General features: G+C 53.4%; 27 protein-coding genes. 10 read left to right on the forward strand and 17 right to left on the reverse strand.

The annotated features are described in order from the left end of the window. Positions 1-8: 8 nt before the first annotated feature. The gene (locus DFO56_RS11395) at positions 9-200 is read left to right on the forward strand and encodes a YebW family protein (RefSeq protein ID WP_017456957.1); all 192 of its coding nucleotides are present in this window, start codon (positions 9-11) and stop codon (positions 198-200) included. Here the strand turns inward: DFO56_RS11395 and pphA are convergent, their stop codons facing one another. Next, positions 201-845: a protein-serine/threonine phosphatase gene (gene pphA, locus DFO56_RS11400; protein ID WP_045511355.1), complete on the reverse strand. Its 645-nt coding sequence runs from the start codon at positions 843-845 to the stop codon at positions 201-203. It abuts the gene before it with no gap. A gap of 174 nt (positions 846-1,019) precedes the next feature. Between pphA and DFO56_RS11405 the strand changes: the two genes are divergently transcribed. Next, positions 1,020-1,967 (forward strand): VirK/YbjX family protein, encoded by a 948-nt coding sequence (locus DFO56_RS11405; protein ID WP_045511352.1) that lies wholly within the window; start codon positions 1,020-1,022, stop codon positions 1,965-1,967. Between the two features lie 896 nt (positions 1,968-2,863). On the opposite strand, the gene DFO56_RS11410 is transcribed toward DFO56_RS11405, so the two are convergent. The 3 genes from DFO56_RS11410 to yobA are packed head-to-tail and all read right to left on the reverse strand — an operon-like array spanning position 2,864 to position 4,468. After that, positions 2,864-3,202 (reverse strand): YebY family protein, encoded by a 339-nt coding sequence (locus DFO56_RS11410; protein WP_044489676.1) that lies wholly within the window; start codon positions 3,200-3,202, stop codon positions 2,864-2,866. An 18-nt stretch (positions 3,203-3,220) separates the two neighbouring features. Further along, positions 3,221-4,093: a copper homeostasis membrane protein CopD gene (gene copD / locus DFO56_RS11415; protein ID WP_045511349.1), complete on the reverse strand. Its 873-nt coding sequence runs from the start codon at positions 4,091-4,093 to the stop codon at positions 3,221-3,223. Further along, positions 4,094-4,468 (reverse strand): CopC domain-containing protein YobA, encoded by a 375-nt coding sequence (yobA, locus tag DFO56_RS11420; protein WP_045511347.1) that lies wholly within the window; start codon positions 4,466-4,468, stop codon positions 4,094-4,096. Between the two features lie 137 nt (positions 4,469-4,605). On the opposite strand from yobA, the gene DFO56_RS11425 reads away from it, so the two are divergent. Together DFO56_RS11425 and exoX are read left to right on the forward strand one after the other, a co-directional pair. Then, entirely contained in the window at positions 4,606-4,836 is a 231-nt protein-coding gene (locus DFO56_RS11425; RefSeq protein ID WP_020454106.1) for a DNA polymerase III subunit theta, read from the forward strand. 11 nt (positions 4,837-4,847) lie between these two features. Beyond that, the gene (gene exoX / locus DFO56_RS11430; protein ID WP_020454107.1) at positions 4,848-5,510 is read left to right on the forward strand and encodes an exodeoxyribonuclease X; all 663 of its coding nucleotides are present in this window, start codon (positions 4,848-4,850) and stop codon (positions 5,508-5,510) included. Here the strand turns inward: exoX and ptrB are convergent. The 4 genes from ptrB to DFO56_RS11450 form a co-directional block, all read right to left on the reverse strand. Next, positions 5,492-7,567 (reverse strand): oligopeptidase B, encoded by a 2,076-nt coding sequence (gene ptrB / locus DFO56_RS11435; RefSeq protein WP_045511344.1) that lies wholly within the window; start codon positions 7,565-7,567, stop codon positions 5,492-5,494. The genes exoX and ptrB overlap by 19 nt on opposite strands. Before the next feature lie 78 nt (positions 7,568-7,645). Continuing rightward, positions 7,646-8,305 (reverse strand): tellurite resistance TerB family protein, encoded by a 660-nt coding sequence (locus DFO56_RS11440; RefSeq protein ID WP_045511340.1) that lies wholly within the window; start codon positions 8,303-8,305, stop codon positions 7,646-7,648. A gap of 94 nt (positions 8,306-8,399) precedes the next feature. Beyond that, the gene (gene yebF / locus DFO56_RS11445) at positions 8,400-8,750 is read right to left on the reverse strand and encodes a protein YebF (RefSeq protein ID WP_020454110.1); all 351 of its coding nucleotides are present in this window, start codon (positions 8,748-8,750) and stop codon (positions 8,400-8,402) included. Between the two features lie 58 nt (positions 8,751-8,808). Next, complete coding sequence (locus DFO56_RS11450) at positions 8,809-9,147, reverse strand: YebG family protein (protein WP_020454111.1); 339 nt, start codon at positions 9,145-9,147, stop codon at positions 8,809-8,811. A gap of 131 nt (positions 9,148-9,278) precedes the next feature. Between DFO56_RS11450 and purT the strand changes: the two genes are divergently transcribed. Beyond that, the gene (gene purT / locus DFO56_RS11455) at positions 9,279-10,457 is read left to right on the forward strand and encodes a formate-dependent phosphoribosylglycinamide formyltransferase (protein WP_045511336.1); all 1,179 of its coding nucleotides are present in this window, start codon (positions 9,279-9,281) and stop codon (positions 10,455-10,457) included. Positions 10,458-10,676: 219 nt separating this feature from the next. Here the strand turns inward: purT and kdgA are convergent, their stop codons facing one another. The 3 genes from kdgA to zwf form a co-directional block, all read right to left on the reverse strand. Beyond that, entirely contained in the window at positions 10,677-11,318 is a 642-nt protein-coding gene (gene kdgA / locus DFO56_RS11460; protein WP_020454113.1) for a bifunctional 4-hydroxy-2-oxoglutarate aldolase/2-dehydro-3-deoxy-phosphogluconate aldolase, read from the reverse strand. A 38-nt stretch (positions 11,319-11,356) separates the two neighbouring features. Beyond that, on the reverse strand, positions 11,357-13,168 hold the full coding sequence (gene edd / locus DFO56_RS11465; RefSeq protein ID WP_020454114.1) for a phosphogluconate dehydratase: 1,812 nt from the start codon (positions 13,166-13,168) through the stop codon (positions 11,357-11,359). A gap of 234 nt (positions 13,169-13,402) precedes the next feature. Beyond that, entirely contained in the window at positions 13,403-14,878 is a 1,476-nt protein-coding gene (zwf, locus tag DFO56_RS11470) for a glucose-6-phosphate dehydrogenase (RefSeq protein WP_020454115.1), read from the reverse strand. 342 nt (positions 14,879-15,220) lie between these two features. On the opposite strand from zwf, the gene DFO56_RS11475 reads away from it, so the two are divergent. Both DFO56_RS11475 and pyk read left to right on the forward strand, forming a co-directional pair. Next, on the forward strand, positions 15,221-16,090 hold the full coding sequence (locus tag DFO56_RS11475) for a MurR/RpiR family transcriptional regulator (RefSeq protein WP_017456940.1): 870 nt from the start codon (positions 15,221-15,223) through the stop codon (positions 16,088-16,090). A gap of 126 nt (positions 16,091-16,216) precedes the next feature. After that, on the forward strand, positions 16,217-17,659 hold the full coding sequence (gene pyk, locus DFO56_RS11480; RefSeq protein WP_017456939.1) for a pyruvate kinase: 1,443 nt from the start codon (positions 16,217-16,219) through the stop codon (positions 17,657-17,659). 50 nt (positions 17,660-17,709) lie between these two features. Here pyk and lpxM read toward each other — a convergent pair whose 3' ends face one another. From lpxM to znuA, 3 genes are all read right to left on the reverse strand, one after another. Next, complete coding sequence (gene lpxM, locus DFO56_RS11485; protein ID WP_045511332.1) at positions 17,710-18,681, reverse strand: lauroyl-Kdo(2)-lipid IV(A) myristoyltransferase; 972 nt, start codon at positions 18,679-18,681, stop codon at positions 17,710-17,712. 130 nt (positions 18,682-18,811) lie between these two features. Next, positions 18,812-20,140, reverse strand: coding sequence for a murein DD-endopeptidase MepM (mepM, locus tag DFO56_RS11490; protein WP_044489393.1), 1,329 nt, complete (start codon positions 20,138-20,140; stop codon positions 18,812-18,814). A 15-nt stretch (positions 20,141-20,155) separates the two neighbouring features. Beyond that, positions 20,156-21,100: a zinc ABC transporter substrate-binding protein ZnuA gene (znuA, locus tag DFO56_RS11495; RefSeq protein WP_044489394.1), complete on the reverse strand. Its 945-nt coding sequence runs from the start codon at positions 21,098-21,100 to the stop codon at positions 20,156-20,158. A 78-nt stretch (positions 21,101-21,178) separates the two neighbouring features. Here znuA and znuC point away from each other — a divergent pair, with 78 nt between their 5' ends. Together znuC and znuB are read left to right on the forward strand one after the other, a co-directional pair. Beyond that, positions 21,179-21,934 (forward strand): zinc ABC transporter ATP-binding protein ZnuC, encoded by a 756-nt coding sequence (gene znuC, locus DFO56_RS11500; protein WP_045511329.1) that lies wholly within the window; start codon positions 21,179-21,181, stop codon positions 21,932-21,934. Next, the gene (znuB, locus tag DFO56_RS11505) at positions 21,931-22,716 is read left to right on the forward strand and encodes a zinc ABC transporter permease subunit ZnuB (protein ID WP_045511326.1); all 786 of its coding nucleotides are present in this window, start codon (positions 21,931-21,933) and stop codon (positions 22,714-22,716) included. The genes znuC and znuB overlap by 4 nt, the downstream gene beginning before the upstream one ends. 39 nt (positions 22,717-22,755) lie before the next feature. Here the strand turns inward: znuB and ruvB are convergent, their stop codons facing one another. From ruvB to DFO56_RS11520, 3 genes are all read right to left on the reverse strand, one after another. After that, on the reverse strand, positions 22,756-23,766 hold the full coding sequence (gene ruvB / locus DFO56_RS11510; protein WP_045511323.1) for a Holliday junction branch migration DNA helicase RuvB: 1,011 nt from the start codon (positions 23,764-23,766) through the stop codon (positions 22,756-22,758). An 8-nt stretch (positions 23,767-23,774) separates the two neighbouring features. Then, on the reverse strand, positions 23,775-24,386 hold the full coding sequence (gene ruvA, locus DFO56_RS11515) for a Holliday junction branch migration protein RuvA (protein ID WP_020454122.1): 612 nt from the start codon (positions 24,384-24,386) through the stop codon (positions 23,775-23,777). 98 nt (positions 24,387-24,484) lie between these two features. Then, entirely contained in the window at positions 24,485-25,366 is an 882-nt protein-coding gene (locus tag DFO56_RS11520) for an SDR family oxidoreductase (protein WP_045511320.1), read from the reverse strand. A 95-nt stretch (positions 25,367-25,461) separates the two neighbouring features. Here DFO56_RS11520 and DFO56_RS11525 point away from each other — a divergent pair, with 95 nt between their 5' ends. Further along, a complete protein-coding gene (locus DFO56_RS11525) occupies positions 25,462-26,280 on the forward strand; it encodes a helix-turn-helix transcriptional regulator (protein WP_045511317.1) in 819 nt (272 codons plus the stop codon). The last annotated feature ends 3 nt before the right edge of the window (positions 26,281-26,283 follow it).

Raw genomic sequence — 26,283 nt, forward strand, 5'->3', positions numbered from 1 at the left:
AGGATGGAATGTTCGCTCTGGTTTTATTTGTTTGCTACCTGGACGGTGGATGCGATGACATCGTGGTCGATGTCTATAACACGGAACAGCAGTGTCTCATCGCAATGAACGATCAGCGAATGCGCCACGGCGGCTGTTTTCCGGTAGAAGAGTTTATCGATGGTTTCTGGCACCCGGCTAACGAGTTCAGCGATTTCTGATCACTGAAGCTGTACCAGCGTCAGTTCGCCGCCAAAAACCGCCCCGGTATCAATATAGTGCTGATTGTGCCCGTCAAAACGCTGCTTAAGCGGAGTATGGCCAAACCAGAAATGATCGGCCCCCGCGATGCGATTGCCTTTACCGGCTAAAAGCTGGTTAAGCCGGTCGCGCCGCCAGAGCACGGATTCACTGTCCACCTCCTGTTCCCACAGATACTCCTCTGCCGGATAGTCTGCATGGGCAATCACATTCACCTCCTCCCTGCAGCGCAACTCCATAATGTATGGCAATTCAGCGCAGGTACGCAGTGCTTCGAGCGCCTGTTGCTGCTGCGCTTCATCAAGCGTGCTAAACCAGGTGCCGCCATTAAGCTGCCACATCGCCATCTCGCCGTAACGCAGCGCGTCGATAGCCATCTGTTCATGATTGCCACGCACGGTACGAAACCAGGGTTTATTGAGTAATTCAAGGCATTGCAGGCTCTGCGGACCACGATCGATTAGATCCCCGACACAGATGAGTAAATCCTGATAGGGATCAAAGTGGCGTTCCCGTAAGGCTTGCATTAAACGCTGGTGGCAACCGTGTAGATCGCCGACAATCCAAATATGTCGCCAGTGAATGCCCTCAATACGTTGATACATATTCATTCCCCCTGTCTCACCAGTATAGGAAAATCCTGCCCGAAGAAGAGAGAATCGGTTTTGTCTCTATTTCTAAATAGAACTTAAACAGAACGGAAATAAAGCTGGCAGCAAGGTTAATTTGTCTTTCCCTCACCTCTAAACTAAGCGCTGAACTTTTAGAGGTCTTTCTCCGTGTCAAATCCCAGCCTGCAAACAGAACTTAACTCAAATCATAATGCGCATATTATTTCCGACCTGGTAAGCGGACGTCTTGTGCCAGGCCCCATCTGGAAAAAACGTAATTACCGCATTAAGTTTTTGTTGCGTTCGCTGCTGTTCTGGTCGTCCACGAACCGGATGCTTACCGCACTTTCGCAGCGCCCGGATTTTAGCCGCTTACTTGATGCGCAAATAACGCTGCCGAGTAAATCGCATCGCCAATATTTAACGCTCGGGTTAAATGCTTCGCAACGTGCGAATGCCATTATTAGCCACTACGCCTGGCTTGATGAAAAAGTATCGCCAAAACTGGCTGAAGCGCTGAGCTCACCCGTACCGGTGCAGGTTATTGAATTTACTGGCAAAGATGATGCGCGTTTTAGCGTTTACGCCTCTTGTGCCAGCAAAGCTGAGCGCGAGGGAGAAACCACCCTGTGGATGTATGATGGCGAGCAAACCTTGCTTGCAAGCGTGACCTTTAGTGTGGTGGGTGAAGAAGGCCATCGCGCGCTGGTGATTGGTGGTTTGCAAGGCCCGCGCCGAAACGTCAGCCATGAAGTGATTAAAATCGCAACCCGCGCCTGCCACGGCATCTTCCCGAAAAAGATGCTGCTTGAAGTCATCAGCCAGATTTCCCTGCTTTCCGGCGTTTCGGCAATTTATGGCGTCAGTGATAACGGGCACGTCTTCCGTGCGTTGCGTTATCGTCTGAGCAAAGGCCGCCATTTCCATGCCAGCTATGATGAGTTTTGGGCGTCAATTGAAGGCGAAAAAGAGAGTGCATGGCGCTGGCGTTTACCGCTGCAATTCGCGCGTAAACCGTTGGAGGCGATCGCCAGTAAAAAACGTGCTGAATACCGCCGCCGTTTCGAATTACTGGACGATGTGATTGCAAAAATTAACGACTTATTTTCGGCATAACAGCATTTGTCTGTAACCGTCCAGCTAACCTGATTTGCAGACCGGGCTGGACGGTTGAAATTCGTTAGCGCCAGTTCTGGTGCTTTTTTACATCCCTCTCCGGGCACCCGAAGCGCTTTTCTGATACTTTGCGCTACTGACCTCCCCGGAGAAGCCCACCCAAATGTCGCTGTTTAATATTGACGCTCGCACCAAGGACTATTTCTGAGCCGTGACACATCGCCGTGCCCGGATGCAAGATCCGCGCAGAATATCTGGCAATTATCGAGCGCTAATACCTGCAAGCCTAAAGGCAAATATCGCTATTAAGTTTATTAAAGGAACCAATCTCCCGACGGTATTCTGCAATCGTAAACGGTTTTTAACGGCTCCCTTGTTCAGAACCTCTGCTGAGTAGGCGATTTATCTTCTGTGCCTCGGAAAACCGTAAGCCCGAGGCACGTGACGGTTTACCCTGGCTTACTGGCAGGCTATGTGATGCAGCGCATGGAGGACACATTATTCTGGTCATAAAAACTTCGTAATGACAAAAAAAATACCTGGACGTACGCGGTGCAGAATATGTTATGGTTTGTGGCGATGTACGGTTTTGGGAATTTTCATGACGAGATTAAGAAACCTGCATGACGTAGAGATAAAAAAAGACCGAACACGATTCCTGTATTCGGTCCAGGGAAATGGCTCTTGGGAGAGAGCCGTGCGCTAAAAGTTGGCATTAATGCAGGCTAAGTCGCCTTGCACTTTAAGAATAGATGACGGCGTCAGGTTTTCCAGTCCGCGACAAAAGTGGTCAGAAAAATTGGGTTACCGTCACGCTTATGAAAAGTAAAAACCGCAAAGCTTGTGTATTCAGGCTTGCGGTTTTTTATTGTGGATCAGCGGATTAACGCAGGCTTTTAACAAAGCGTCTCAGCTCGCGTAATAAAAGGCGCAAGGCTCATCTTTTCACCAGGTTTGGCGGGATTATCGATCTGAATAATGCTAATCGGCTGAGCAATAGTCTTACCGCTGGCCACCTCTTTTTCAGCAACGTCATTCAACGGGTATTGCACCAGCGTGCTGGGGTTGATGGCATACAATGCATGACCTGGCCGGCAGGTCAGCATGACTTCCTCACGGTTAAATGCCCATTTGTCTTTGCCAATCTCAAAGCGGCTTACGGTAATGACCTGCGGCGAAGCCAGTGCCGTACCTGAACATGCCAGCATTACCAGAACTAATAAACTCTTCTTCATTTTTCCCGCCAGGTTCATTCAAAAAGGTTCCCATGTTGCAAACAAACTTACCGCTGCCAGCACCAGTGCGCCCAGCCCGACTTCAACCCAGGTCAACGCGATAAAACGTTGCCGCGCGGTGTCGCTTTGCTGATTCAGCCGCGGCACCAGAACATACCGATTCATCACAGCAATTACTACCATCAGCGCCACAAGCGCACATTTCAACAATAACCCCTGCCCCCAGTGGCTCTGCCATGGCCAGACCAAACCCTGGATTAAGAGTGTATTGATAACGCCAGTGAGGATCACCCCTGCGACGGCGAAATGACCGTACCAGGAAAAGCGCATCATGGTGGCAATTGCCGCCGCACGCCAGCGACCATGGGCCAGTTTCATGCAGAATAATACGGGCAATAACCCGCCCAGCCACATTGCGGCACATAATAAATGCAAGGCATGATTACCCCGCTGCACCACGCCCATCGCGCCTTCCCGCATCGCGGCATGCCCAGTGCCAGCGGCCAGGACAAACTGCAGGATCACCAGTAGCAGTATTTTACGTTGCTGTAGCGGTTGCATAAGCACGACAACAAGCGCCAGACACGCAGCAACAACTTGCCACGCCAGCACGGCTCCGGTTTGCGTGCCAGCGACTGCCAGCCAGATTTCAGTACGCACTACATCAGGCCAGCCATCGCCCATTACACCGCCCTGCGCGGCGAACATCGCAGTTGCACTTACTGCGGCAAGCCATAAACAGCCCCGCTGCCAAAAAAGAAAGCGTTGCGCGAGAAGGCGTTGCAGACTGCCCGGCGCGAACCACACGCTAAATAACGTGCAGCCAAATACCAACATCAGGGCCGCAAAATGCACAAAGCGCAATCCGACCAACACGGCTGCTAACATCATTCACTTCACGGAAAATGCGTATTGGCCACTGGTTTTGTGGCCGTCAACCGAAACGACATGCCAGTTAACGGTATAGTTGCCCGGCGGCAGCGACTCCTCCAGCGGAACAATCATCTGCTTGTTGTCATTCTCATTGCGCTTTACTGCGCCAGTCTTGATAATTTGCTGCTGTGCATTGGTCACCGCGATGCCGCTAAATTTAGGCTCAATGCCTTCAGAGAAATTCAGCGTTAATGCTTGTGGTGCGGCGGTAACAGCGGCGTTGGCGGCAGGATACTGCCCTTTAAGATGGGCATGCGCCAGAACAGCAGGCGTAGCGAACAGGCTGACTATTAATGCGATGGCTCGCCAGTGGCGACAGGATGCAACAGGCATATTGTTCATTCCTTTTAGTTATGCATATGGCACAAAGAATAACGCTGTACAATAATCGCGTCGAGTATCATCGTCGGCGCGCTTGTCTTTCTGAAACAGGCTTAGTAACTTTTGCCGCGTGAACCCAGGAGAACATCATGATTACCAATCTTGCGCAGCTCGAACAACAAGAGATGGACAAGATCAACGTCGACCTTGCTGCGGCTGGTGTCGCGTTTAAAGAGCGTTACAACATGCCGGTAATTGCCGAAGCCGTTGAACGCGAGCAGCCGGAACATTTGCGGAACTGGTTTAGAGAGCGGTTGATAGCCCACCGTCTGGCCTCCGTGTCGCTCTCCCGCCTGCCTTACGAGCCCAAAGTGAAATAATGGAGCCGGGCATGTTACGCGTTATCGATACCGAAACCTGCGATTTACAGGGGGGCATTGTTGAAATTGCCTCCGTTGATGTCGTCGACGGGCAGATCGTCAACCCGATGAGCCATCTGGTACGCCCCGACAGGCCAATCAGTCCGCAGGCCATGGCGATACACCATATCACCGAAGCGATGGTCGCTCATCAGCCGTGGATTGAGGAGATCGTACCGCACTATTACGGGAGCGACTGGTATGTGGCGCACAACGCCAGTTTTGATCGCCGGGTGCTGCCTGAAATGCCAGGGGAGTGGATTTGTACCATGAAGCTGGCGCGCCGTCTGTGGCCCGGCATCAAATACAGCAATATGGCGCTGTATAAATCCCGCAAGCTGAGTGTTCAGACCCCTGCCGGATTGCATCACCACCGGGCGTTATATGATTGCTACATCACCGCTGCGCTGTTGATCGACATTATGCAGGTGTCTGGCTGGACACCCGATCAGATGGCCACAGTAACCGGACGCCCTGCTTTGCTGACAACATTTACGTTTGGTAAATACCGGGGGAAAGCCGTCTCTGAAATTGCCGATCGCGATCCGGGCTACCTGCGCTGGCTGTTTAACAACCTGGAGCGCATGAGCCCGGAACTACGCTTAACCTTAAAACACTACCTGGGCGAAGAGTAACCGTTCCCTTTTCCGGGCAATGTTCCCTGCGCCAGGGCGATTAAGAACGCATATTCCAGCGCAACACCTTCGTAGGATTTAAACCGGCCTGATTTCCCACCGTGCCCGGAATCCATATCCGTGCACAGCAACAGCAAATTATCATCTGTTTTATATTCACGCAGTTTCGCGACCCATTTTGCGGGTTCCCAGTATTGCACCTGCGAATCGTGAAGTCCGGTCGTTACCAGCATATGCGGATAGGCGTGCGCGGCAATATTGTCGTACGGGCTATAACTTTTAATGTAGTGATAATAGGTTTCATCCTGCGGATTACCCCACTCTTCAAATTCCCCGGTGGTCAACGGGATCGACTCATCAAGCATGGTGGTCAGGGCATCGACAAACGGCACCTGGGCAATGACACCATGGAATAGCGTTGGACGTTGATTAATCACCGCGCCCATCAGTAATCCACCTGCACTCCCCCCCATGCCGTAGCAGAACAGAGGCGAGCCATAGCCCTGCGCCAGCAGGCTGTCAGTGACATCGATAAAATCATTAAAGCTGTTTTTCTTGTTGAGGAACTTCCCGTCCTCATACCATGAATGGCCCAATTCACCGCCACCGCGAATATGCGCGATAGCGCAGACAAATCCACGATCCAGCAAGCTGAGCCGGCTGCTGCTAAAATCTGCGTCCATACTGGCGCCGTAAGAACCATAACCATACACCAGTAACGGATTCTCACCTTTGCGGAAATGTTTATGGTTATAAACCAGCGACACCGGTACTTCGACACCATCTCTGGCATGGATCCACAGATGCTCGCTGCGATAATCGCTGGCATCAAACCCTGCCACTTCCATTTGTTTCAGAACACGCCGTTCTCCGGTATCCATATCCAGTTCAAACAGCGTGTCTGGCATGGTCATTGATGAATAGCCATAACGCAGACGTGACGTTTCCGGTTCCGGGTTGTAAGCAAGCCAGGTGACATAGGCGGGATCATCAAACGCGATGCCGATAACTTCCCGGGTTTTGCGGTTAATCTGGCGCAAACTGGTCAGGCCGCGCTGGCGCTCTTCCACAACCAGCCAATCAGTAAACAGCGTAAACCCTTCAAGCATCACATGCTCGCGCGCCGGGATCAGCACTTCCCAGCGCCGTTCATCACGCACTTTGGTGCGATACAGACCAAAGTTTTTACCATCACGATTGGATCGCAAATAAAAGGTGTGCTGGTAGTGATCAAGGCTATATTCGTGATCTTTGCGCCTTGGCAGAAAACGCAGCGGTTGCGCGTCCGGCAGTTCGGCATCCAGCAGGAGCACTTCACTGGTGGTCGCGCTGGCGAGATGAATAGTAATGTAGTGCTGGGAGGTGGTTTTACTCAGGCCAACATAAAAGGTCTCGTCCTGCTCTTCATACACCAGTTCATCCTGTTGCGAAGGCGTGCCAACGGTGTGTCGCCAGACCTGGTACGGCAGTAATGTTGTGGCATGTTTGCGCACATAGTAGAGCGTTTCTGAATCGTTAACCCAGACAAATTCCGGCGAGACATTATCCAGCATTTCCGGATACCAGTTGCCCGTCTCAAGATTGCGAAAACGCAGACCATACTGTCTGCGGGAAAGATAATCTTCAGCAATCGCCATAATGGTGTTGTCGGGTGAGACTTCCATGCCCCCAAGGGTATAGAACTCACTGTGTGAGGCACGCTGGTTGGCGTCCAGTAACACCGACCACTCATCCCACTCGGAACTGAGAACCGACTGACGTTGATAAATCGCATATTCGCTTCCCGGCTCGTAGATGTGCCGGTAACGATAGCCATTTTTGATATAAGGCGCGGAGACTTCGCGCTGCGGTATTCGCGAGATAATTTCTGCCAGCACGTCGTCCTGCAACGCTTGCTGGGAAGCCATCACTTCTCGTCCGTAATCATTTTCCTGATGGAGGTAATCCAGAACATCTGGCTGTGAGCGCGTATCGTCCCGCAGCCAGTAATAGTTGTCGATACGCGTATCACCATGCATTGTCATGGCGTGCGGGATTTTTTTTGCTTTTGGCGACATAGCACAATTCTTATTTGGTTTTACATACCTATAAGGGTGGCAAAACCCACGCGCGATGCAAGCGAAACGTAATTTAAATCATGAGCTAAGCGCTAATTTCTGCTTTTTGAGATCCGCCTCGATATCTACTCGCACATCTTGCGGAATTTTTAACGCATCGCCCAGCGCGTTCAGATAGCTGCGTTCCATAAAATGATCGATATCGATAACGGCGCAGCTCAGGAAGTAAACTTCCAGCGCTTCTTCTTCGTTTTGCACTCCCTGCGCCAGACGCGCGGGGTCCAGCGGTTGGTCTATAGCATTCGCTACCAGTTGCTGCCCTTGCGCTTCCACACCTGCTTCACGCAACTGCTGTTCTATCGCCGCACGTTCTTTATCATCAATGTGTCCGTCGCTTTTAGCGGCGAACACCAGCGCCAGGATAAGCCGCTCAGTGCGGACATCCAGAGGCGTATTGTGCTGACCAAATTGCGGCTCACCTTGATGCGCATCCCGGATGCGATCCTTGTACTTATTCCACAACACGCTGCCCGCAACGGCTCCCCCACCCACCAGCAAAGCACCGGTGCCATATTTCGCAAGCAGTTTGCGCGATGATTTACTGGCGACCAGCAGACCCGCCAGGCCACCTAATGCACCCGGCACCAACAAATTGTTGAGCCCCTGGCCACCGGGAGACGGCGTCTGCGTATCACCTTTTTGACCAAGCAATGACTGCAGTTGATTTAACCAGCTCATAGAACCCTCGCTTATCATGACAGTTGTGCGCACAGAGTAAGCGGGGGGGATGTCAGGAAGTGTCTATATCTGAAAAGAATGGGAAAATGCGGTGTTACGATCGCGGCTGATACTCTGCGGTTCCGCCTTTACAATCGATAGTCACTCGATAGTGAAGATCCGCGCTTTTCCCGCGTACGGTTAAAGGCACAACCCATTTATCATTCTTGCCGGTAATTTCCTTCGGATTGACCCAGGCGACTGGATCGGCCTGACCCAGTTTCTTTTGATCATCAGCCCATCGGACAATGCGATTCTGCAGATAATCCCGCTTAACACTGGCGGCAATGCCGTCTGCCTTGAGTCCCTCGCACGAGGGAAATTTCACCGACTTATCCGTAACGGCATGCGCCGCCATACTGCCTGCCAGCAAAAGCAACCCGGCGAAAACTCCTGCTATTTTCATGCTTATCTCCTGGTTTTTACCCCTTCAAAGCATGGTACAAATTGCTGGCAGTGCAAGGTCAGGCGACTTTCACGCGCTTCGCTGCAGTTTTGATATCCACAGCGTCAGTCGCTTCCGAATCAGAAGAGTCGACCGGCGCTACCGCTTCTTCAGCTTCCGTGCCCGGTAATTTGCCTGATTTCAGGATGCCGTTAAGCGCCTCTTTTTGCTCAGCAAGCCACAGCGCCATCTGATCGCGCGCGTTGTCTTCCAGATCTACCGGCCCTGTTGCAAGCCAGTCACCGAGGACTTCGGCCAGATCGAGCATCTTATCGTAAGCATCGGCTTCCTTTTTACTGGCAAAAGACATTTTTTCCTCACCTTCACGAATGACTACGTATTTAACTTCTACCGCCATGATGCAGCCTCATTTAACTGTGTATTTATACAGTATAGTAGCGCGATGAAAAAACCATCGCAAGTGATAAAAGACAGACGCAAACGTTTTCGTTTATACTGCGCGCAAATTTTTTCTAACGGTACAATGCTATGACTCTTTTAGGAACTGCGCTGCGCCCCGCAGCAACACGCGTGATGTTATTAGGCTCTGGTGAACTGGGCAAGGAAGTTGCCATCGAATGTCAGCGTCTGGGCATTGAAGTGATTGCCGTGGATCGCTATCCCGATGCACCTGCGATGCATGTTGCGCATCGTTCGCATGTGATCAATATGCTTGATGGCGCGACGTTGAAGGCACTGGTTGAACAGGAAAGACCTCACTTTATCGTGCCGGAAATCGAAGCTATCGCCACCGATACGCTGATTGAGCTGGAAGCGCAAGGTCAGCATGTCGTCCCCTGCGCACGCGCCACCAAGCTAACGATGAACCGTGAAGGCATCCGCCGCCTGGCGGCTGAAGAGTTACAACTACCCACCTCCAGTTACCGCTTTGCCGATAGTGAAGCTGCATTTCAGCAAGCCGTCGCGGAGATAGGTTTACCTTGTATTGTAAAACCGGTGATGAGCTCCTCCGGTAAAGGGCAGAGCTTTATTAAAAGCGCCGATCAATTAGCAAGCGCCTGGGAATATGCCCAACAAGGCGGCCGCGCCGGTGCCGGGCGTGTCATTGTTGAAGGTGTGGTCAATTTTGATTTTGAAATCACATTACTGACCATCAGCGCCGTCGACGGCGTTCATTTCTGCGCGCCGGTCGGGCATCGCCAGGAAGATGGCGACTACCGCGAATCCTGGCAACCGCAGCAAATGTCGCCCCTGGCGCTGGAGCGCGCGCAAGCTATCGCCAGCAAAGTGGTGCTGGCGCTTGGCGGCTACGGCCTGTTTGGCGTTGAGCTTTTTGTTTGCGGCGATGACGTTATCTTTAGTGAAGTTTCGCCGCGCCCGCACGATACCGGCATGGTGACCTTGATTTCGCAGGATCTTTCCGAGTTTGCCCTGCATGTCCGCGCGTTTCTCGGCATGCCCATTGGCGCTATTCGTCAGTATGGTCCTTCCGCTTCGGCGGTGATCCTGCCGCGCCTGACCAGTCAGAATGTCACCTTTGATAAGGTGGACAGCGCCGTAGGTGCTGGCGTGCAGTTGCGCCTGTTTGGTAAGCCGGAAATTGCGGGCTCCCGTCGTATGGGCGTCGCGCTGGCCGTGGCAGATAACGTTGAAAAAGCGGTGGAATATGCCATTGCGGCGGCGGCGGCGGTGAAGGTCAGCGGGTAAACAGACTTCCCGACAGGTTGCATTGATTGCTTCCTGAAGGCGAACAAATCCCTCACAGCCGCATCTGCATCTGCCGGCCCCCTGAGAGTTAAATCGGGGGGCAATAAAGCAGAATCAGTCACTTGGTGGCCGTCACCCTGGACGAGTGAGAGAAAAAAAAGCCCGGTCGGCATTTATGCGACCGGGCTTTTATCAGGCGGGCTTTAACCCCGCCGAAAATTACAGCTTCGCGCCTTCAACGGCTTCGCGAGCCAGTTTAGTGATGCGATCGTAATCACCTGCTTCCAGCGCATCAGCCGGCACCAGCCAGGAACCACCGATGCACAGCACGCTTTTCAGCGCCAGATAATCACGGTAGTTAGCCGGAGAAATGCCGCCAGTCGGGCAGAAACGAACCTGCGAGAACGGACCCGCAATCGCCTGCAGCGCTTTGGTGCCGCCATTAGCTTCCGCCGGGAAGAATTTAAACTCTTTCAGACCGTAGTCCATACCCAGCATCAGTTCAGAAACGGTGCTGATCCCCGGGATCAACGGGATAGTGCCTTCGGTCGCGGCTTTCAGCAGCGGCTCAGTCAGGCCTGGGCTGATGGCGAACTGTGCGCCAGCGGCGGTCACTTCTGCCAGTTGCTGCGGATTCAGCACGGTACCAGCACCGATAATCGCGTCCGGCACTTCCTTCGCGATAGCGCGAATAGCGTCGATAGCGCAAGCCGTACGCAGAGTCACTTCCAGAACGCGAACACCACCTGCCACCAGCGCTTTCGCCATCGGTACGGCGTGCTCCAGTTTGTTCACTACGATTACCGGCACTACCGGCCCCGTTTTCAGGATTGCTTCTGCACTCGTTTTCCAGTTTTTCATCAGTGTTTTTCTCTCGCCAGAACTAAAATCTTGTCGTCTTAAAAAGTGATACAGGTCGCGCCCTGTTCCGCGCCGGAAAGTTTTTCCCGCAGCGCACCAAACATTTCGCGCCCTGTGCCCACGCGCATCGCGCTAAGGTCAGGAATATGTGGCTGACGTGCGGCAAGAACGTTGTCATCAACCAGCAACGTTAATTCTCCAGTCTGCCCGTTAACCCGAATCATGTCGCCATCATGCACTTTTGCCAGCAACCCACCATCATATGCTTCTGGTGTAACGTGGATTGCCGAAGGCACTTTACCTGATGCCCCTGACAGCCGTCCATCAGTAACTAATGCAATTTTGAAACGGCGGTCCAATAATACACCAAGTGGCGGCATGAGTTTATGTAATTCTGGCATACCGTTCGCTTTTGGCCCCTGATGACGAACAACGACCACACAATCGCGATCCAGCAGCCCAGCCTCAAATGCGGGCAGCACGTCATGCTGGCTTTCAAAAACCACTGCCGGCGCTTCAATGACCTGGTTTTCTACCGGAACGGCGGAGGTTTTCATTACCGCACGCCCGAGGTTACCGCTCAGCACTTTGGTGCCGCCATGTTGAGAGAACGGTTTATCAATGCTGGCGATCACGTTGTCATCCAGCGACGCGGCCGCGCCTTCGCGCCAGTCCAGTTCGCCATTATTGAGCCACGGCTCGTGGGTATAACGCGCCAGACCAAAGCCTGCGACAGTATTAACATCTTCATGCAGCAAACCGCCTTTCAGCAGCTCACGCAGTAATACCGGCACACCGCCCGCCGCCTGGAAGTGGTTAATATCCGCCGGGCCATTCGGGTAGAGACGCGCCAGTAAAGGAACAACATCAGAGAGATCGGAGAAATCATCCCAGTTAATGATGATGCCCGCTGCACGCGCCATCGCCACCAGATGCATCGTGTGGTTTGTGGAACCACCGGTCGCCAGCAGCGAAACGATACCGTTAACCACCACTTTTTCATCGATCATTTTGCCAAGCGGCATCCATTCGTTGCCGTTGCCCGTCAGACGAGTGACCTGGCGAGCCGCCGCTTCTGTCAACGCTTTGCGCAGCGGCGCATCCGGGTGTACAAACGAGGAACCCGGCAACTGCATGCCCATAAACTCAATCACCATCTGGTTGGTGTTGGCGGTACCGTAGAACGTACAGGTGCCTGGTGCGTGATAGGACGCGGCTTCAGATTCCAGCAGTGCCATCCGATCGACTTTGCCCTCAGCATAAAGCTGGCGGATACGCACTTTCTCTTTGTTGGCCAGACCGCTCGCCATCGGGCCTGATGGTACAAACACTGCCGGCAGGTGGCCAAACGACAATGCTGCCATTGCCAGCCCCGGGACGATTTTATCGCACACACCCAGATACAGCGCGCCATCGAACATGTTATGCGACAGGCCGACCGCAGCAGACATGGCAATCACTTCGCGGCTCAGTAAGGATAACTCCATCCCGTCCTGACCTTGCGTTACGCCATCGCACATGGCCGGAACACCACCAGCCACCTGCCCCACTGCATTCACGGTATGCAGCGCTTTACGGATGATATCCGGATAGACCTCGTAAGGCTGGTGCGCAGAGAGCATGTCGTTATAAGAGGTGATGATCGCGATGTTGTTGCGCAACATGCTTTTGAGGGAAGCTTTATCGTCGGGCTGGCAAGCAGCAAAACCGTGCGCCAGGTTACCGCAAGCGAGTGTTGAGCGGCGTACGGTATCGCTTTTCGCTTGTTCAATACGCGCCAGATAGGCTGAGCGGGTTTCGCGCGAACGTTCGATAATACGATTTGTTACGCGTAACATTGTCGGGTTCATAGAGGCTCCTGAAATTTATCTGTCCGGGGAAGCCGCGTTAACAGTGCGATTAGCTTTACGTAACAAGCTGAAAACACCAGAGCGCCGCGCCCCAAAGGCAAAATCGCTTCAGCCAGTGTAATAAAAAAAGCCCCGCTGGTGAATCCAGTCGGGGCCTGAAAGATGAAAAATTGTTCGGATAGCTGAGTTAGATCATGTTACCGGTAAAATTGCGCAACATAAACCTGCAGCGAATCACTCAAACTCGTTCCAGGAACGGCCGTCACGGGTGATCATCGCTACCGAGGCCACTGGCCCCCAGGTTCCCGCCTGGTAAGGTTTCGGCGAGTCGTTATCCGCCGCCCAGGCTTCCGTAATGGAATCCACCCATTTCCAGGCTTCTTCCACTTCGTCACGGCGCACAAACAGCGCCTGAATGCCGCGCATCGTTTCCAGCAACAGACGCTCATAGGCATCGGCCAGATGCGTCTGATTGAACGTTTCGGAATAACTCAGATCGAGCTTGGTGATTTGCAGATTGTGTTTGTGATCGAGACCCGGCACTTTGTTCAGCACCTGGATATCCACCCCTTCGTCCGGCTGCAGGCGAATGGTCAATTTGTTCTGCGGCAGATCCTGCCAGGACTCTTTGAACAGATTCAGTTCCGGTGTTTTAAAGTAAACAACCACTTCAGAGCACTTGGTCGGCAGACGCTTACCGGTGCGCAGGTAGAACGGCACGCCAGCCCAACGCCAGTTATCAATGTCGACACGGATCGCAACGAACGTTTCGGTGTTGCTGGTCTTATTCGCGCCCTCTTCTTCCAGGTAACCCGGCACTTTTTTGCCCTGGGCAAAACCGGCGCTGTACTGGCCGCGGACGGTTTTTTCACGCACGTTGGTGCGATCAATACGGCGCAGCGACTTCAGTACTTTTACTTTCTCGTCACGAATGCTGTCGGCGCTCAGATCGGACGGCGGCGACATGGCAATCATGCACAGAATTTGCAGCAGGTGGTTCTGGATCATATCGCGCATCTGCCCGGCCTGGTCGAAATAGCCCCAGCGCCCTTCAATGCCTACCTCTTCCGCCACGGTGATTTCCACGTGGTCGATGGTGCGATTGTCCCAGTTATTGACGAAAAGAGAGTTCGCAAAACGCAGCGCCAGCAGGTTGAGTACCGTTTCTTTACCGAGGTAGTGGTCGATACGATACACCTGGCACTCTTCGAAAAACTCACCCACCTGGTCATTGATTTCCCGCGACGTGGCAAGCGAGGTGCCCAGCGGTTTTTCCATTACCACGCGCGCCGGTTTAGCGTTCAGCTTCGCTTCACCCAGACCTTTGCAGATTGCGCCAAAGGTGCTCGGCGGCATGGCGAAGTAATTGATGGTGGTGCGATTTTTTTGATCCAGCATCTCGCCGAGACGTTTGAATGCCGACGTATCGTTGACGTCCAGATTGCAAAAATCCAGACGACCACTCAGCTTGTCCCACAGGCTCTCGTCGATCTTCTCCTTCATAAAGGTTTCAAGCGCTTCGCGAACAACCTTGGTATACGCTTCCTTATCCCAATCAGCGCGGCCCACGCCCAGGATTCGTGTCTCCGGGTGAATCTGGCCCGCTTTTTCCAGTTGGTACAGGGAAGGCAGCAATTTCCGGCGGGCGAGGTCGCCCTTGGCGCCGAAAATGACCAGGTCACACGCCTGGGCTGTTTGTATTACCGCCATGTCTTTCTCCTCAGTTGGCTATCCTGGAGCTTCAGCCAGGCCTCAGTTGTAATTTTATTACAGTGCACTGTACTGCTTTTACGTAATTCCCGAAACTGTTAAGCCTTGTCAGGACGTGCGTTATTCTGTTGTGACGAAAAAACTGTTCTTTCGCCCTGATAAAGCGGGATATTTGCCCAATACGCGTTGGGTAAAATCCGACTCTGATCATGTAATGAAAAAAAACAACAACATTTCTCATCACGACTTACCTTTCTGCGCGCCGCAGGGGTAATATCTAATTAAATTGCATCACGATTCCATCTATCGGTGTAATCGTTTTACCATGAGCGTTTATCACCCATGAATATGCTGGAAAAAATCCAGTCACGGCTGGAACACCTTAGCAAATCCGAGCGTAAAGTGGCGGAAGTGATCCTCGCCGCGCCGGACCAGGCCATCCACTCAAGCATTGCCGCACTTGCGCAAGAAGCGGATGTCAGCGAACCCACAGTGAACCGCTTCTGCCGCAGCCTCGATACCCGGGGCTTTCCCGATTTCAAACTGCATCTGGCGCAAAGCCTCGCCAATGGCACGCCCTATGTTAATCGAAATGTTGATGAAGATGACAGTGTTGAAGCCTATACCGGCAAAATCTTCGAATCCGCGATGGCCAGTCTCGACCATGTGCGCCAGTCACTGGATATGGCCGCGGTAAACCGCGCCGTAGATTTACTGACGCAGGCGAAAAAAATTGCCTTCTTTGGCCTTGGTTCCTCTGCCGCCGTTGCACACGATGCCATGAACAAATTTTTCCGCTTCAATGTGCCGGTGGTCTACTCCGACGACATTGTCTTGCAACGCATGAGTTGTATGAATTGTAGCGACGATGACGTGGTTGTGTTGATTTCGCATACCGGAAGAACCAAGAATTTAGTGGAACTTGCGCAACTGGCGCGTGAAAACGATGCCATGGTGATAGCCCTTACGTCCGCAGGCACGCCGCTGGCACGTGAGGCAACACTTGCTATCACCCTGGATGTTCCGGAAGATACAGATATTTATATGCCAATGGTTTCTCGTCTTGCGCAACTCACGGTGATTGATGTGCTGGCAACAGGGTTCACATTGCGTCGGGGAGCAAAATTCAGGGATAACTTGAAGCGAGTCAAAGAAGCACTGAAAGAATCGCGCTTTGATAAAGAGCTGCTTATTAAAAGCGATAACCACTAATAGTAAATATAAAAGCGGTAACCTCTTACGCTGTCCGATCTGACGCATCGCCCTTCACAGCAGGGCGCCAAATGACCGGATTTATGTTCACGCAACACCAAGTTGTTTCAGTCAACGGAGTATTACATGTCCAGAAGGCTTCGCAGAACCAAAATCGTAACCACCTTAGGCCCGGCTACTGACCGCGATAACAACCTTGAGAAGGTGATCGCTGCCGGTGCTAACGTGGTACGTATGAACTTCTCACACGGAACACCTGAAGATCATAAATTACGTGCGGATAAAGTGCGTGAGATTGCGGCAAAACTGGGACGTCATGTTGCTATCCTTGGCGATTTACAGGGGCCAAAAATTCGTGTTTCCACCTTTAAGGAAGGCAAAGTTTTCCTGAACATCGGGGATAAATTCCTGCTCGACGCCAACCTCGGTAAAGGTGAAGGCGACAAAGAAAAAGTGGGCATCGATTATAAAGGTTTGCCTGCCGATGTGGTTCCGGGTGATATCCTGCTGCTGGACGACGGTCGCGTACAGCTAAAAGTGCTGGAAGTTCAGGGCATGAAAGTGTTTACCGAAGTGACCGTCGGCGGCCCGCTGTCGAACAATAAAGGCATCAACAAGCTGGGCGGCGGCCTCTCTGCTGAAGCGCTGACTGAAAAAGACAAAGCGGACATCGTAACAGCAGCATTGATCGGCGTTGACTACCTGGCCGTCTCCTTCCCGCGCTGCGGCGAAGATCTTAACTACGCTCGCCGTCTGGCGCGCGATGCCGGTTGCGATGCCAAAATCGTGGCAAAAGTTGAGCGTGCAGAAGCGGTATGCAATCAGGATGCGATGGATGATGTGATCCTCGCCTCCGACGTGGTAATGGTCGCACGCGGCGATCTCGGTGTTGAAATCGGTGACCCGGAGCTGGTTGGTATCCAGAAAGCGCTGATCCGCCGTGCGCGCCAGCTGAACCGGGCAGTAATAACTGCGACGCAGATGATGGAGTCGATGATCACCAACCCAATGCCAACGCGTGCGGAAGTGATGGACGTAGCCAACGCCGTGCTCGATGGCACCGATGCGGTCATGCTCTCTGCCGAAACGGCCGCTGGCCAGTATCCGTCCGAAACCGTTGCTGCAATGGCGCGTGTATGTCTGGGTGCTGAGAAGATTCCAAGCATCAACGTCTCCAAACACCGCCTGGATATCCAATTCGATAACGTGGAAGAAGCGATTGCCATGTCGGCGATGTATGCGGCAAACCACCTGAAAGGTGTAACCGCTATCATTTCGATGACAGAATCGGGTCGCACCGCGCTGATGACCTCGCGCATCAGTTCCGGGCTGCCGATTTTCGCTCTCTCTCGTCATGAGCGTACCCTCAACCTGACAGCTCTGTATCGCGGCGTCACCCCGGTCTATTTCGACAGCGTAAATGACGGCGTGACGGCAGCTCACGACGCAGTAAATCTGCTGCGCGATAAAGGCTATTTGCTCTCCGGTGACCTGGTCATCGTGACTCAGGGTGATGTGATGAGCACCATCGGCACCACCAACACCACGCGCATTCTCACCGTTGAATAAGCGGTAACAGGAAGCAAAAAGGCCTCTCAGTGAGAGGCCTTTTTTATGGGCTATTTTTTCGGAAATAAATCTTTGCGCTGGTAAGGCTCGGTTTCACCTGGTTTTCGCGTTTTTAGCAATTTGAGGATCCAGGTGTATTGCTCAGGACGCGGACCGACAAACTGTTCAACTTCTTCGTTCATACGGCGGGCAATCGTGTTGTCATCGGCTGTGAGCAGGTCGTCCATCGGCGGACGCACCTGAATAATCAGCCGGTGTGTTTTCGCATCATAAACCGGGAACAGCGGCACCACGCGCGCACGGCACACTTTCATCAGACGGCCAATCGCCGGCAGGGTCGCTTTATAGGTTGCAAAGAAATCAACAAATTCGCTGTGCTCCGCACCGTGATCCTGGTCCGGAAGGTAGTACCCCCAGTAGCCCTGGCGAACCGACTGGATAAAGGGTTTGATCCCATCATTACGCGCATGTAAACGCCCGCCAAAACGACGACGCACGGTGTTCCATACATAATCGAACACTTTGTTGCCCTGATTGTGGAACATCGCCGCCATTTTTTGGCCTTGCGATGCCATTAACATCGCCGGGATATCAACGCCCCAACCGTGCGGAACAAGGAAAATCACCTTCTCTTCGTTGCGGTGCATTTCATCAATAATTTCCCGGCCCTGCCATTCCACACGCGGAAGAACCTTTTCCGGGCCACGTAACGCCAGTTCCGCCATCAGAACCATGGCTTGTGGCGCAGTGGCGAACATCTCATCAATAATGGCCTCTCTTTCCGCATCGCTTTTTTCAGGGAAGCAATAGTAGAGATTGATCTGCGCACGGCGGCGCGCGCTTTTGCCGAACTTTCCGGCCAGACGCCCAAGTTTGCCGAGTACAGGATCGCGCACCGACGGCGGGATCAATGCAACGCCCGCAAAAGCCAGCACTCCCAGCCACGCGCCCCAGTTACGCGGGTGGCGAAATTCGTTTTCAAACTCAGGAATGTATTCAGCGGTATTTTTTTTCGTTTCCATGCATCTTCCGCAGGCGAGAAATCAGTTCACATAAAATAATGAGATAGTGTAGCGAGGCGCCATCCATCGCACAAAAGAAAAAGCCGATGCGGTTTGGACATCGGCTTCGGACGCACATTTGTTAAACGAATCAGTCTACTTTTAACTGAGGCAGAATCTCTTTAACCTGTGCCAGATAATCTTTGCGATCCGACCCGCTTAATCCTTCGGTTCTCGGCAGCTTCGCCGTTAACGGATTAACCGCTTGCTGGTTGATCCACACTTCATAGTGCAAATGCGGCCCGGTAGAACGCCCGGTGTTCCCGGAGAGCGCAATACGATCGCCGCGTTTCACTTTCTGCCCTGGTTTTACCAACAGTTTGCGCAGGTGCATATATCGCGTGGTATAGGTGCGCCCGTGACGGATAGCGACATAGTTACCTGCCGCTCCGCTGCGTTTCGCCACGACGACTTCACCATCCCCTACCGCCAGCACAGGCGTTCCCTGCGGCAACGCGAAATCAACGCCTTTATGCGGCGCAACCCGACCAGTAACCGGGTTCAGACGACGGGGGTCAAAATTTGAAGATACGCGGAACTGCTTGGATGTCGGGAAACGCAAAAATCCTTTTGCCAGACCAGTACCGTTGCGATCGTAAAATTTGCCGTCTTCTGCGCGGATTGCATAATAATCTTTGCCGTCGGAACGCAAACGCACACCAAGCAACTGGCTTTGCTCTTGCTTGCCTTCCAGCATTTCGCGGGACATGAGTACGGAGAATTCATCGCCTTTTTTCAGTTTGCGGAAATCCATCTGCCACTGCATGGCTTTGATCACCGCGCTGATTTCACCGCTGGTTAACCCGGCGTCGCGCGCGCTGGAAACAAAACTCCCGCCGACAGTCCCTTTCATCACCGAGTTTACCCAATCGCCCTGCTGCGTTTCGCTACTCATTTTGAAGCCGCCATCAATGCGGTCATAAGTACGAGTCTCGCGGCGGGACATCTCCCAGGTCAATCGCTGCAAATCGCCATCCGCGGTCAGAGTCCAGGAGATCTGTTGGCCAATTTTCAGGTTACGCAGTTCTTTATCCGCAGCGGCAAGCTGGCTGATATCACCCATATCGATGCCGTACTGATTAAGAATGCTGCTCAGCGTATCGCCCGTCGATACGACATATTCATGTACGCCGGCTTCACTGGATGTTTTCTCATCGAGTTCATCCTGCGGAATAGCGTCAACATCGTCATCCGAGGCAGTCTGGTCGATAGGTTCGCTGGCTTCCGGCAACAAAGAACGAATTTCGCTCTTCGGCAGTTCGATAGCTTTAACAATGGGGGTAACGGATTCGGGGTGGTAAACGTACGGACGCCAAACGGCGACCGTGAGAGTGAGAACTGTAAGCGACCCCAGCATAACGCGGTGGGGTCGGGGCAGATTATTAAATGCCAGGGCGACAGAGCGGGCTATCTGTTGCACGTATTCACTTCCTCGTTATTCTCCTTTCAGGCAGCTCGCATACTGATGTGAAAGTTGGGCAAGGAACTGCGGATAGCTCTCTTTGCCTAACTTGATGCCGATACCGAGCGGATCCAACGTTCCCATTCGAACGGATGTCCCTCTGGCAACAGCTTCTACGACCGCTGGCCTGAACTGTGGCTCAGCAAAAACGCAGGTTGCTTTTTGCTCAACCAACTGTGTTCTGATTTCATGTAAACGCTGCGCACCAGGCTGAATTTCGGGGTTGACGGTAAAGTGACCCAGCGGAGTCAGTCCGTAGTGTTTTTCAAAGTAGCCATAGGCGTCATGAAAAACGAAATACCCTTTCCCTTTCAGCGGTGCCAGCTCGTTACCGACCTGCTTATCGGACTGGGCTAATGATGCCTCAAATGCTTGCAGGTTGGCGTCCAGCTTGGCTCGACTTTGCGGCATAACTTCCACTAATTTATCGTGGATTGCAACCGCTGACAGCCGCGCAATCTCCGGGGAAAGCCACAGATGCATGTTGTACTCACCGTGATGGTGATGTTCATCACTTTTTTCGTCCTGATGATGTCCATCATCATGGTCGTGCTCATCGTCATCCGACCCTTTCATGAGTAGCGTTTTCACGCCATCCAGATCCGCCATCGTCACTAATTTTTTCGCCGGGATTTGCTGCGCGGAACGCACCATAAATGCTTCCATTTCAGGCCCAACCCAAAATACTAAGTCCGCGTTCTGTAAGCGTTTTACATCCGAAGGACGCAGGGAATAATCGTGCTCTGATGCACCGTCCGGCAGTAATACTTCCGTCGGTGTCACCCCATCGGCTATTGCTGACGCGATAAACCCCAGCGGCTTTAATGACGTTACAACGGCGGCGTTAGCAGTTTGTGCTGCTCCACCGAGAAGCGCAGCGGATAACGCTGCGCAAAGAAGCGTATTTTTATGTAACATAATGCGACTATTAATCGTAATGAATGAGTGGAATGTGATATTATAACATTCGACAACTTGTGCAACCCCATAAATGCTATGACGAATCTTGTAACGCTCGAAAAAATCACCGTCGCATTCGGCCAACGTCGCGTCCTGTCTGATATTTCGCTGAATTTACGTGCTGGTAAAATTTTAACCCTGCTGGGCCCTAATGGCGCGGGCAAATCAACGCTGGTGCGCGTTGTGCTTGGGCTGGTAGCACCCGACTCCGGGTTAATCAAGCGTGACAAAACACTGCGCATCGGATACGTGCCGCAGAAATTACACCTTGACGCAACTCTGCCGCTCACCGTTGGCCGCTTTATGCGCCTGCGTCCTGGCACCAGAAAAGATGATATTGTTCCGGCACTGAAACGTGTTCAGGCCGCACACCTGGTCGATGCGCCAATGCAAAAACTTTCTGGTGGCGAAACCCAGCGTGTATTGCTCGCGCGAGCGCTGCTTAATCGCCCCCAATTGCTGGTTCTTGATGAGCCAACCCAGGGCGTTGATGTGAATGGCCAGGTAGCGCTGTACAACCTGATTGACCAGTTGCGTAAAGAGCTGGACTGCGCTGTATTGATGGTTTCTCACGATCTGCATCTGGTTATGGCAAAAACCGATGAAGTGCTCTGCCTGAATCACCATATTTGCTGTTCTGGCACGCCGGAAGTGGTTTCGATGCACCCGGAATTTATCTCCATGTTCGGCCAGCGTGGCGCGGAACAGCTGGGAATTTATCGCCACAATCACAACCACCGCCACGATTTACAGGGCCGCATTGTGCTGCGCCAGGGTAATGGACACTCATGATTGAATTATTACTACCCGGCTGGCTTGCCGGGGTTATGCTCGCCTGCGCGGCAGGTCCGTTGGGCTCATTTGTTGTCTGGCGCAGAATGTCCTATTTCGGCGATACGCTCGCGCATGCTTCTCTTTTGGGTGTCGCTTTCGGTTTGTTACTGGACGTCAATCCCTTTTATGCGGTGATCGCGGTTACGCTGCTGCTGGCCGCCGGGCTGGTATGGCTGGAAAAACGGCCTCATCTGGCCATTGATACCCTGCTGGGGATCATGGCGCACAGCGCACTGTCGCTGGGTCTGGTTGTTGTCAGCCTGATGTCAAATATCCGTGTCGATTTAATGGCCTATCTGTTCGGGGATTTGCTGGCAGTGACACCAGGCGATCTGCTGGCGATCGCTCTGGGTGTTGTCGTGGTGCTGGGGATTTTGTTCTGGCAATGGCGCAATCTGCTGTCGATGACCATCAGCCCCGAGCTGGCCTTTGTCGATGGCGTGAAGCTGCAGCGTGTGAAGCTGTTACTGATGCTGGTTACTGCATTAACGATTGGCGTTGCCATGAAATTCGTCGGCGCACTGATCATTACCTCCCTGTTGATTATCCCTGCCGCGACATCGCGACGCTTCGCACGTACGCCGGAGCAAATGGCGGGCATCGCGGTCGGGATCGGGATGATCGCCGTCACCGGCGGGCTGACATTTTCGGCCTTTTATGACACGCCCGCGGGCCCATCCGTGGTGTTGTGCGCGGCGCTGCTGTTTATCTTCAGCATGATGAAGAAACCCGCCAGCTAAAGCGAAAGGCCGGAAGCAAATGTTCTCCGGCCTTTAATGTTATGGCATTTGCGGTGGCGTAATGCCGAAGTGGTTCCACGCTCTGACTGTTGCCATCCGACCACGCGGCGTACGCTGCAAAAAACCCTGCTGGATAAGATATGGCTCCAGCACATCCTCAATCGTTTCGCGCTCTTCGCCAATGGCTGCCGCCAGGTTGTCCAGCCCGACCGGGCCACCGAAGAACTTATCGATAACGGCTAACAGCAGCTTACGATCCATATAGTCGAAGCCTTCGGCATCGACATTCAGCATGTCGAGCGCCTGGGCCGCGATATCAGCGGTAATATCGCCATCGTGTTTTACTTCGGCGAAATCGCGCACACGCCGCAGCAGTCGATTCGCAATACGTGGCGTACCGCGTGAGCGGCGCGCCACTTCCAGCGCACCCTCGTCGCTCATCGCCAGTCCCATATAGCGCGCGCTGCGCCCGACAATGTGCTGTAAATCCGCAACCTGATAGAACTCCAGACGCTGCACGATACCGAAACGATCGCGCAACGGCGACGTAAGCGAACCCGCACGCGTCGTCGCGCCGATCAAGGTAAACGGCGGTAAATCGATTTTTATCGAGCGCGCCGCAGGCCCTTCACCGATCATGATATCCAGCTGGTAATCTTCCATCGCCGGATAAAGCACCTCTTCAACAACCGGCGAAAGGCGGTGAATTTCATCGATAAACAGCACATCGTGCGGCTCGAGGTTAGTGAGCATCGCGGCAAGATCGCCCGCTTTTTCCAGCACTGGCCCTGAGGTCGTGCGCAGATTGACACCCATCTCGTTTGCCACGATATTCGCCAGCGTCGTTTTACCTAAGCCCGGTGGGCCGAAGATAAGCAGATGGTCCAGCGCGTCGCCGCGCAGCTTTGCCGCCTGGATAAAGATCTCCATTTGCGAGCGCACCTGCGGCTGACCGATATACTCGTCGAGCATTTTCGGACGAATAGCGCGGTCTGCAACTTCCTCTATATTGGTGCTGGCGGGCGTTACCAGACGGTCTGCTTCAATCATCCTCTACCTCACAACGCCGCGCGCAGTGCTTCGCGGATCAGGGTTTCACTGTTGGCGTCCGGACGCGCAATCTTACTTACCATCCGGCTGGCTTCCTGAGGTTTATAGCCCAACGCCACCAGCGCAGCAACGGCTTCTTGTTCCGCATCATCCGTCGCCGGGCTCGCCGGAGAGGCCAGCACCAAATCTGCCGCTGGGGTGAAGAGATCGCCATGCAGACCTTTAAAGCGATCTTTCATCTCGACAATCAAACGCTCGGCGGTTTTCTTCCCTATTCCCGGCAACTTGACCAGCGCCGCAGGATCTTCGCGTTCTACGGCGTTAACAAACTGCTGCGCCGACATACCGGACAAAATCGCCAGCGCCAGCTTCGGCCCAACGCCATTGGTTTTGATGAGCTCACGAAACAGCGTCCGTTCCTGCTTGTTATTAAAGCCGTACAACAGCTGAGCGTCTTCGCGAACCACAAACTGTGTAAAAACAACCGCCTCTTTTCCGGCGTCCGGGAGCTCATAAAAGCAGGTCATCGGCATATGGACTTCATATCCCACGCCCCCCACTTCCAGCAGAACCAACGGGGGTTGTTTTTCTACAATAATGCCTCTGAGTCTGCCTATCACGTGACGCTCCTGCGTTAACGGCTGAAAGTGTAATGCCGTATGATAAAAAAAGGCTGGATAGATATCCAGCCGAATATACAGGAAAACGCGAGCGCGGTTCAGGAATTCGCGTAATAGGCCGCATCCGCAAGATCGGTGAGCAAATCGCGTTGCTCAGGGTGCCAGCCTAAGACCTCGCGGGTTCGCTCGCTGGACGCTGACATATCCGCTGCGGCAAAGGTGGCAAACCAGCCAAAATGGTCAGCACCGCGTGATTCAGCGGGCAGGCCCAGCATGTTGCCGATGGCGATAGCAATCTCCCGCATCGCGATCCCCTGCTCCGCTACCGCATGGTATACCGTTTCCGTTACGCCACTTTCCAGCGCCAGCCGGTAGAGCTTCGCCGCATCAAGGCGATGCACCGCCGCCCAGCGATTATTGCCCTCGCCCGGCCAGGCGGATACACCGGTTTTCTTCGCCAGCGCGATCAAAATCGGGATAAAACCGTGATCGCCTACACCATGAACAGTTGGAGCCAGACGCACACTGGCAGCCCGGACACCTTTTTCGACCAGAGCCTGTGCCGCCTGTTCGGAACGGCGTAGATAGTCCGGCGCGCTGACAGGATGATCCTTTTCTGTTGCTGGCCGTCCCTGAACCAACCTTGCCAGCCCCGAGGTCACCAGCAACGGACGGTCACTACCGATCAGCGCCTCCCCCATCACTTCAATGGCGCGACGGTCCTGTTCGCTATTTTCCGCAAAGCGGGAAAAGTCGTGATTAAAGGCGGTATGGATCACCGCATCCGCACGCGAGGCCGCGTCAAACAAGAGAGAATGATCATCCAGCGTTCCGGAAACAACCTGCCCTCCCGCAGCCAGCAACGTCTGTGCTTTATCCGCGTTTCTTGCCAGGCCGCTCACCTGGTGCCCGGCAGCAATCAGCTCTGCCGCCACTTTTGCGCCGACCCAACCGGTCGCGCCCGTTAGAAAAACATGCATGTGTGTGTCTCCTGATGTTGACTCGCGCCGTTATCCTTATAAATATCCTCTGTAGTGAAAAGTAGTGACGTTATCGGGGTATAAGGACTAACAGGATGCAAAGCGTTACTCAGCCTAAAGATCTGGGCAGTTACCTGAAGTCGCGCCGGGCGCAGCTTGACCCTGTGGCGCTGGGTTTTCATACCGCACGGCGGCGTACGCCGGGGCTACGCCGTGAAGAGGTGGCGCATCTGGCCTGTATTAGTGCTACCTGGTACACCTGGCTTGAGCAAGGTCGCGGGGGAACGCCTTCGGCGGAAGTACTGGAGCGCATTTGTCAGGCGCTGCGCCTTTCTGAGCGCGAACGCGAACACGTTTTTCATCTGGCATTAGGCCGTGCTCCGGGCATGCATTACCCGGCCAGAGGAACCGTGACAGAAAGGCTGCAAAAGGTGCTGGACTGTATGCACCTGAGCCCGGCGATGATCCGCAATGCAACCTGGGATGTGCTCGCCTGGAACAAAGCCGCCACGGTGGTGTTATCCGATTACGCCAGCCAGCCTGCACATGAACGTAACATTCTGCGGCGTATTTTCCTTAATCCCCAGGCACGCGCCGCGCAGGTGGACTGGCACTCGCTCGCCCGCTTTCTGGTGGCCGCTTTTCGTGCTGATGCAACCCGCGCGGGTGCGTCGGTTGAAATTCGTCCGCTGGTGGAAGAACTCAGTGCAGCTTCTGCGGAGTTCGCCGAGCTCTGGCAGAATAACGATATTGCGGTCATGGAAGAAGGCACCAAAATCCTGCTGCATGGTGCGGTCGGTCGGTTATCGCTGGAGTATTCGAGTTTTTCGGTGGAAGGGCAACCGGACTTAACAATGGTGGTCTATAACCCGTCGACCGACGAGGACGCACGCAAGATAAGTTCGCTGTTATAAAAA

The organism is Kosakonia sp. AG348 (genome assembly GCF_003337365.1).
Classification (GTDB): Bacteria; Pseudomonadota; Gammaproteobacteria; order Enterobacterales; family Enterobacteriaceae; genus Kosakonia.

Excerpts from the sequence above, each read along its gene's own strand:
- DFO56_RS11395 (WP_017456957.1), top strand. The coding sequence starts at position 9 with ATGTTCGCTCTGGTTTTATTTGTTTGCTACCTGGACGGTGGATGCGAT.
- pphA (WP_045511355.1), bottom strand. The coding sequence starts at position 845 with ATGTATCAACGTATTGAGGGCATTCACTGGCGACATATTTGGATTGTC.
- DFO56_RS11410 (WP_044489676.1), bottom strand. The coding sequence starts at position 3,202 with ATGAAGAAGAGTTTATTAGTTCTGGTAATGCTGGCATGTTCAGGTACG.
- copD (WP_045511349.1), bottom strand. The coding sequence starts at position 4,093 with ATGATGTTAGCAGCCGTGTTGGTCGGATTGCGCTTTGTGCATTTTGCG.
- yobA (WP_045511347.1), bottom strand. The coding sequence starts at position 4,468 with ATGCCTGTTGCATCCTGTCGCCACTGGCGAGCCATCGCATTAATAGTC.
- DFO56_RS11425 (WP_020454106.1), top strand. The coding sequence starts at position 4,606 with ATGATTACCAATCTTGCGCAGCTCGAACAACAAGAGATGGACAAGATC.
- exoX (WP_020454107.1), top strand. The coding sequence starts at position 4,848 with ATGTTACGCGTTATCGATACCGAAACCTGCGATTTACAGGGGGGCATT.
- ptrB (WP_045511344.1), bottom strand. The coding sequence starts at position 7,567 with ATGTCGCCAAAAGCAAAAAAAATCCCGCACGCCATGACAATGCATGGT.
- DFO56_RS11440 (WP_045511340.1), bottom strand. The coding sequence starts at position 8,305 with ATGAGCTGGTTAAATCAACTGCAGTCATTGCTTGGTCAAAAAGGTGAT.
- yebF (WP_020454110.1), bottom strand. The coding sequence starts at position 8,750 with ATGAAAATAGCAGGAGTTTTCGCCGGGTTGCTTTTGCTGGCAGGCAGT.
- DFO56_RS11450 (WP_020454111.1), bottom strand. The coding sequence starts at position 9,147 with ATGGCGGTAGAAGTTAAATACGTAGTCATTCGTGAAGGTGAGGAAAAA.
- purT (WP_045511336.1), top strand. The coding sequence starts at position 9,279 with ATGACTCTTTTAGGAACTGCGCTGCGCCCCGCAGCAACACGCGTGATG.
- kdgA (WP_020454113.1), bottom strand. The coding sequence starts at position 11,318 with ATGAAAAACTGGAAAACGAGTGCAGAAGCAATCCTGAAAACGGGGCCG.
- edd (WP_020454114.1), bottom strand. The coding sequence starts at position 13,168 with ATGAACCCGACAATGTTACGCGTAACAAATCGTATTATCGAACGTTCG.
- zwf (WP_020454115.1), bottom strand. The coding sequence starts at position 14,878 with ATGGCGGTAATACAAACAGCCCAGGCGTGTGACCTGGTCATTTTCGGC.
- DFO56_RS11475 (WP_017456940.1), top strand. The coding sequence starts at position 15,221 with ATGAATATGCTGGAAAAAATCCAGTCACGGCTGGAACACCTTAGCAAA.
- pyk (WP_017456939.1), top strand. The coding sequence starts at position 16,217 with ATGTCCAGAAGGCTTCGCAGAACCAAAATCGTAACCACCTTAGGCCCG.
- lpxM (WP_045511332.1), bottom strand. The coding sequence starts at position 18,681 with ATGGAAACGAAAAAAAATACCGCTGAATACATTCCTGAGTTTGAAAAC.
- znuA (WP_044489394.1), bottom strand. The coding sequence starts at position 21,100 with ATGTTACATAAAAATACGCTTCTTTGCGCAGCGTTATCCGCTGCGCTT.
- znuC (WP_045511329.1), top strand. The coding sequence starts at position 21,179 with ATGACGAATCTTGTAACGCTCGAAAAAATCACCGTCGCATTCGGCCAA.
- znuB (WP_045511326.1), top strand. The coding sequence starts at position 21,931 with ATGATTGAATTATTACTACCCGGCTGGCTTGCCGGGGTTATGCTCGCC.
- ruvB (WP_045511323.1), bottom strand. The coding sequence starts at position 23,766 with ATGATTGAAGCAGACCGTCTGGTAACGCCCGCCAGCACCAATATAGAG.
- DFO56_RS11520 (WP_045511320.1), bottom strand. The coding sequence starts at position 25,366 with ATGCATGTTTTTCTAACGGGCGCGACCGGTTGGGTCGGCGCAAAAGTG.
- DFO56_RS11525 (WP_045511317.1), top strand. The coding sequence starts at position 25,462 with ATGCAAAGCGTTACTCAGCCTAAAGATCTGGGCAGTTACCTGAAGTCG.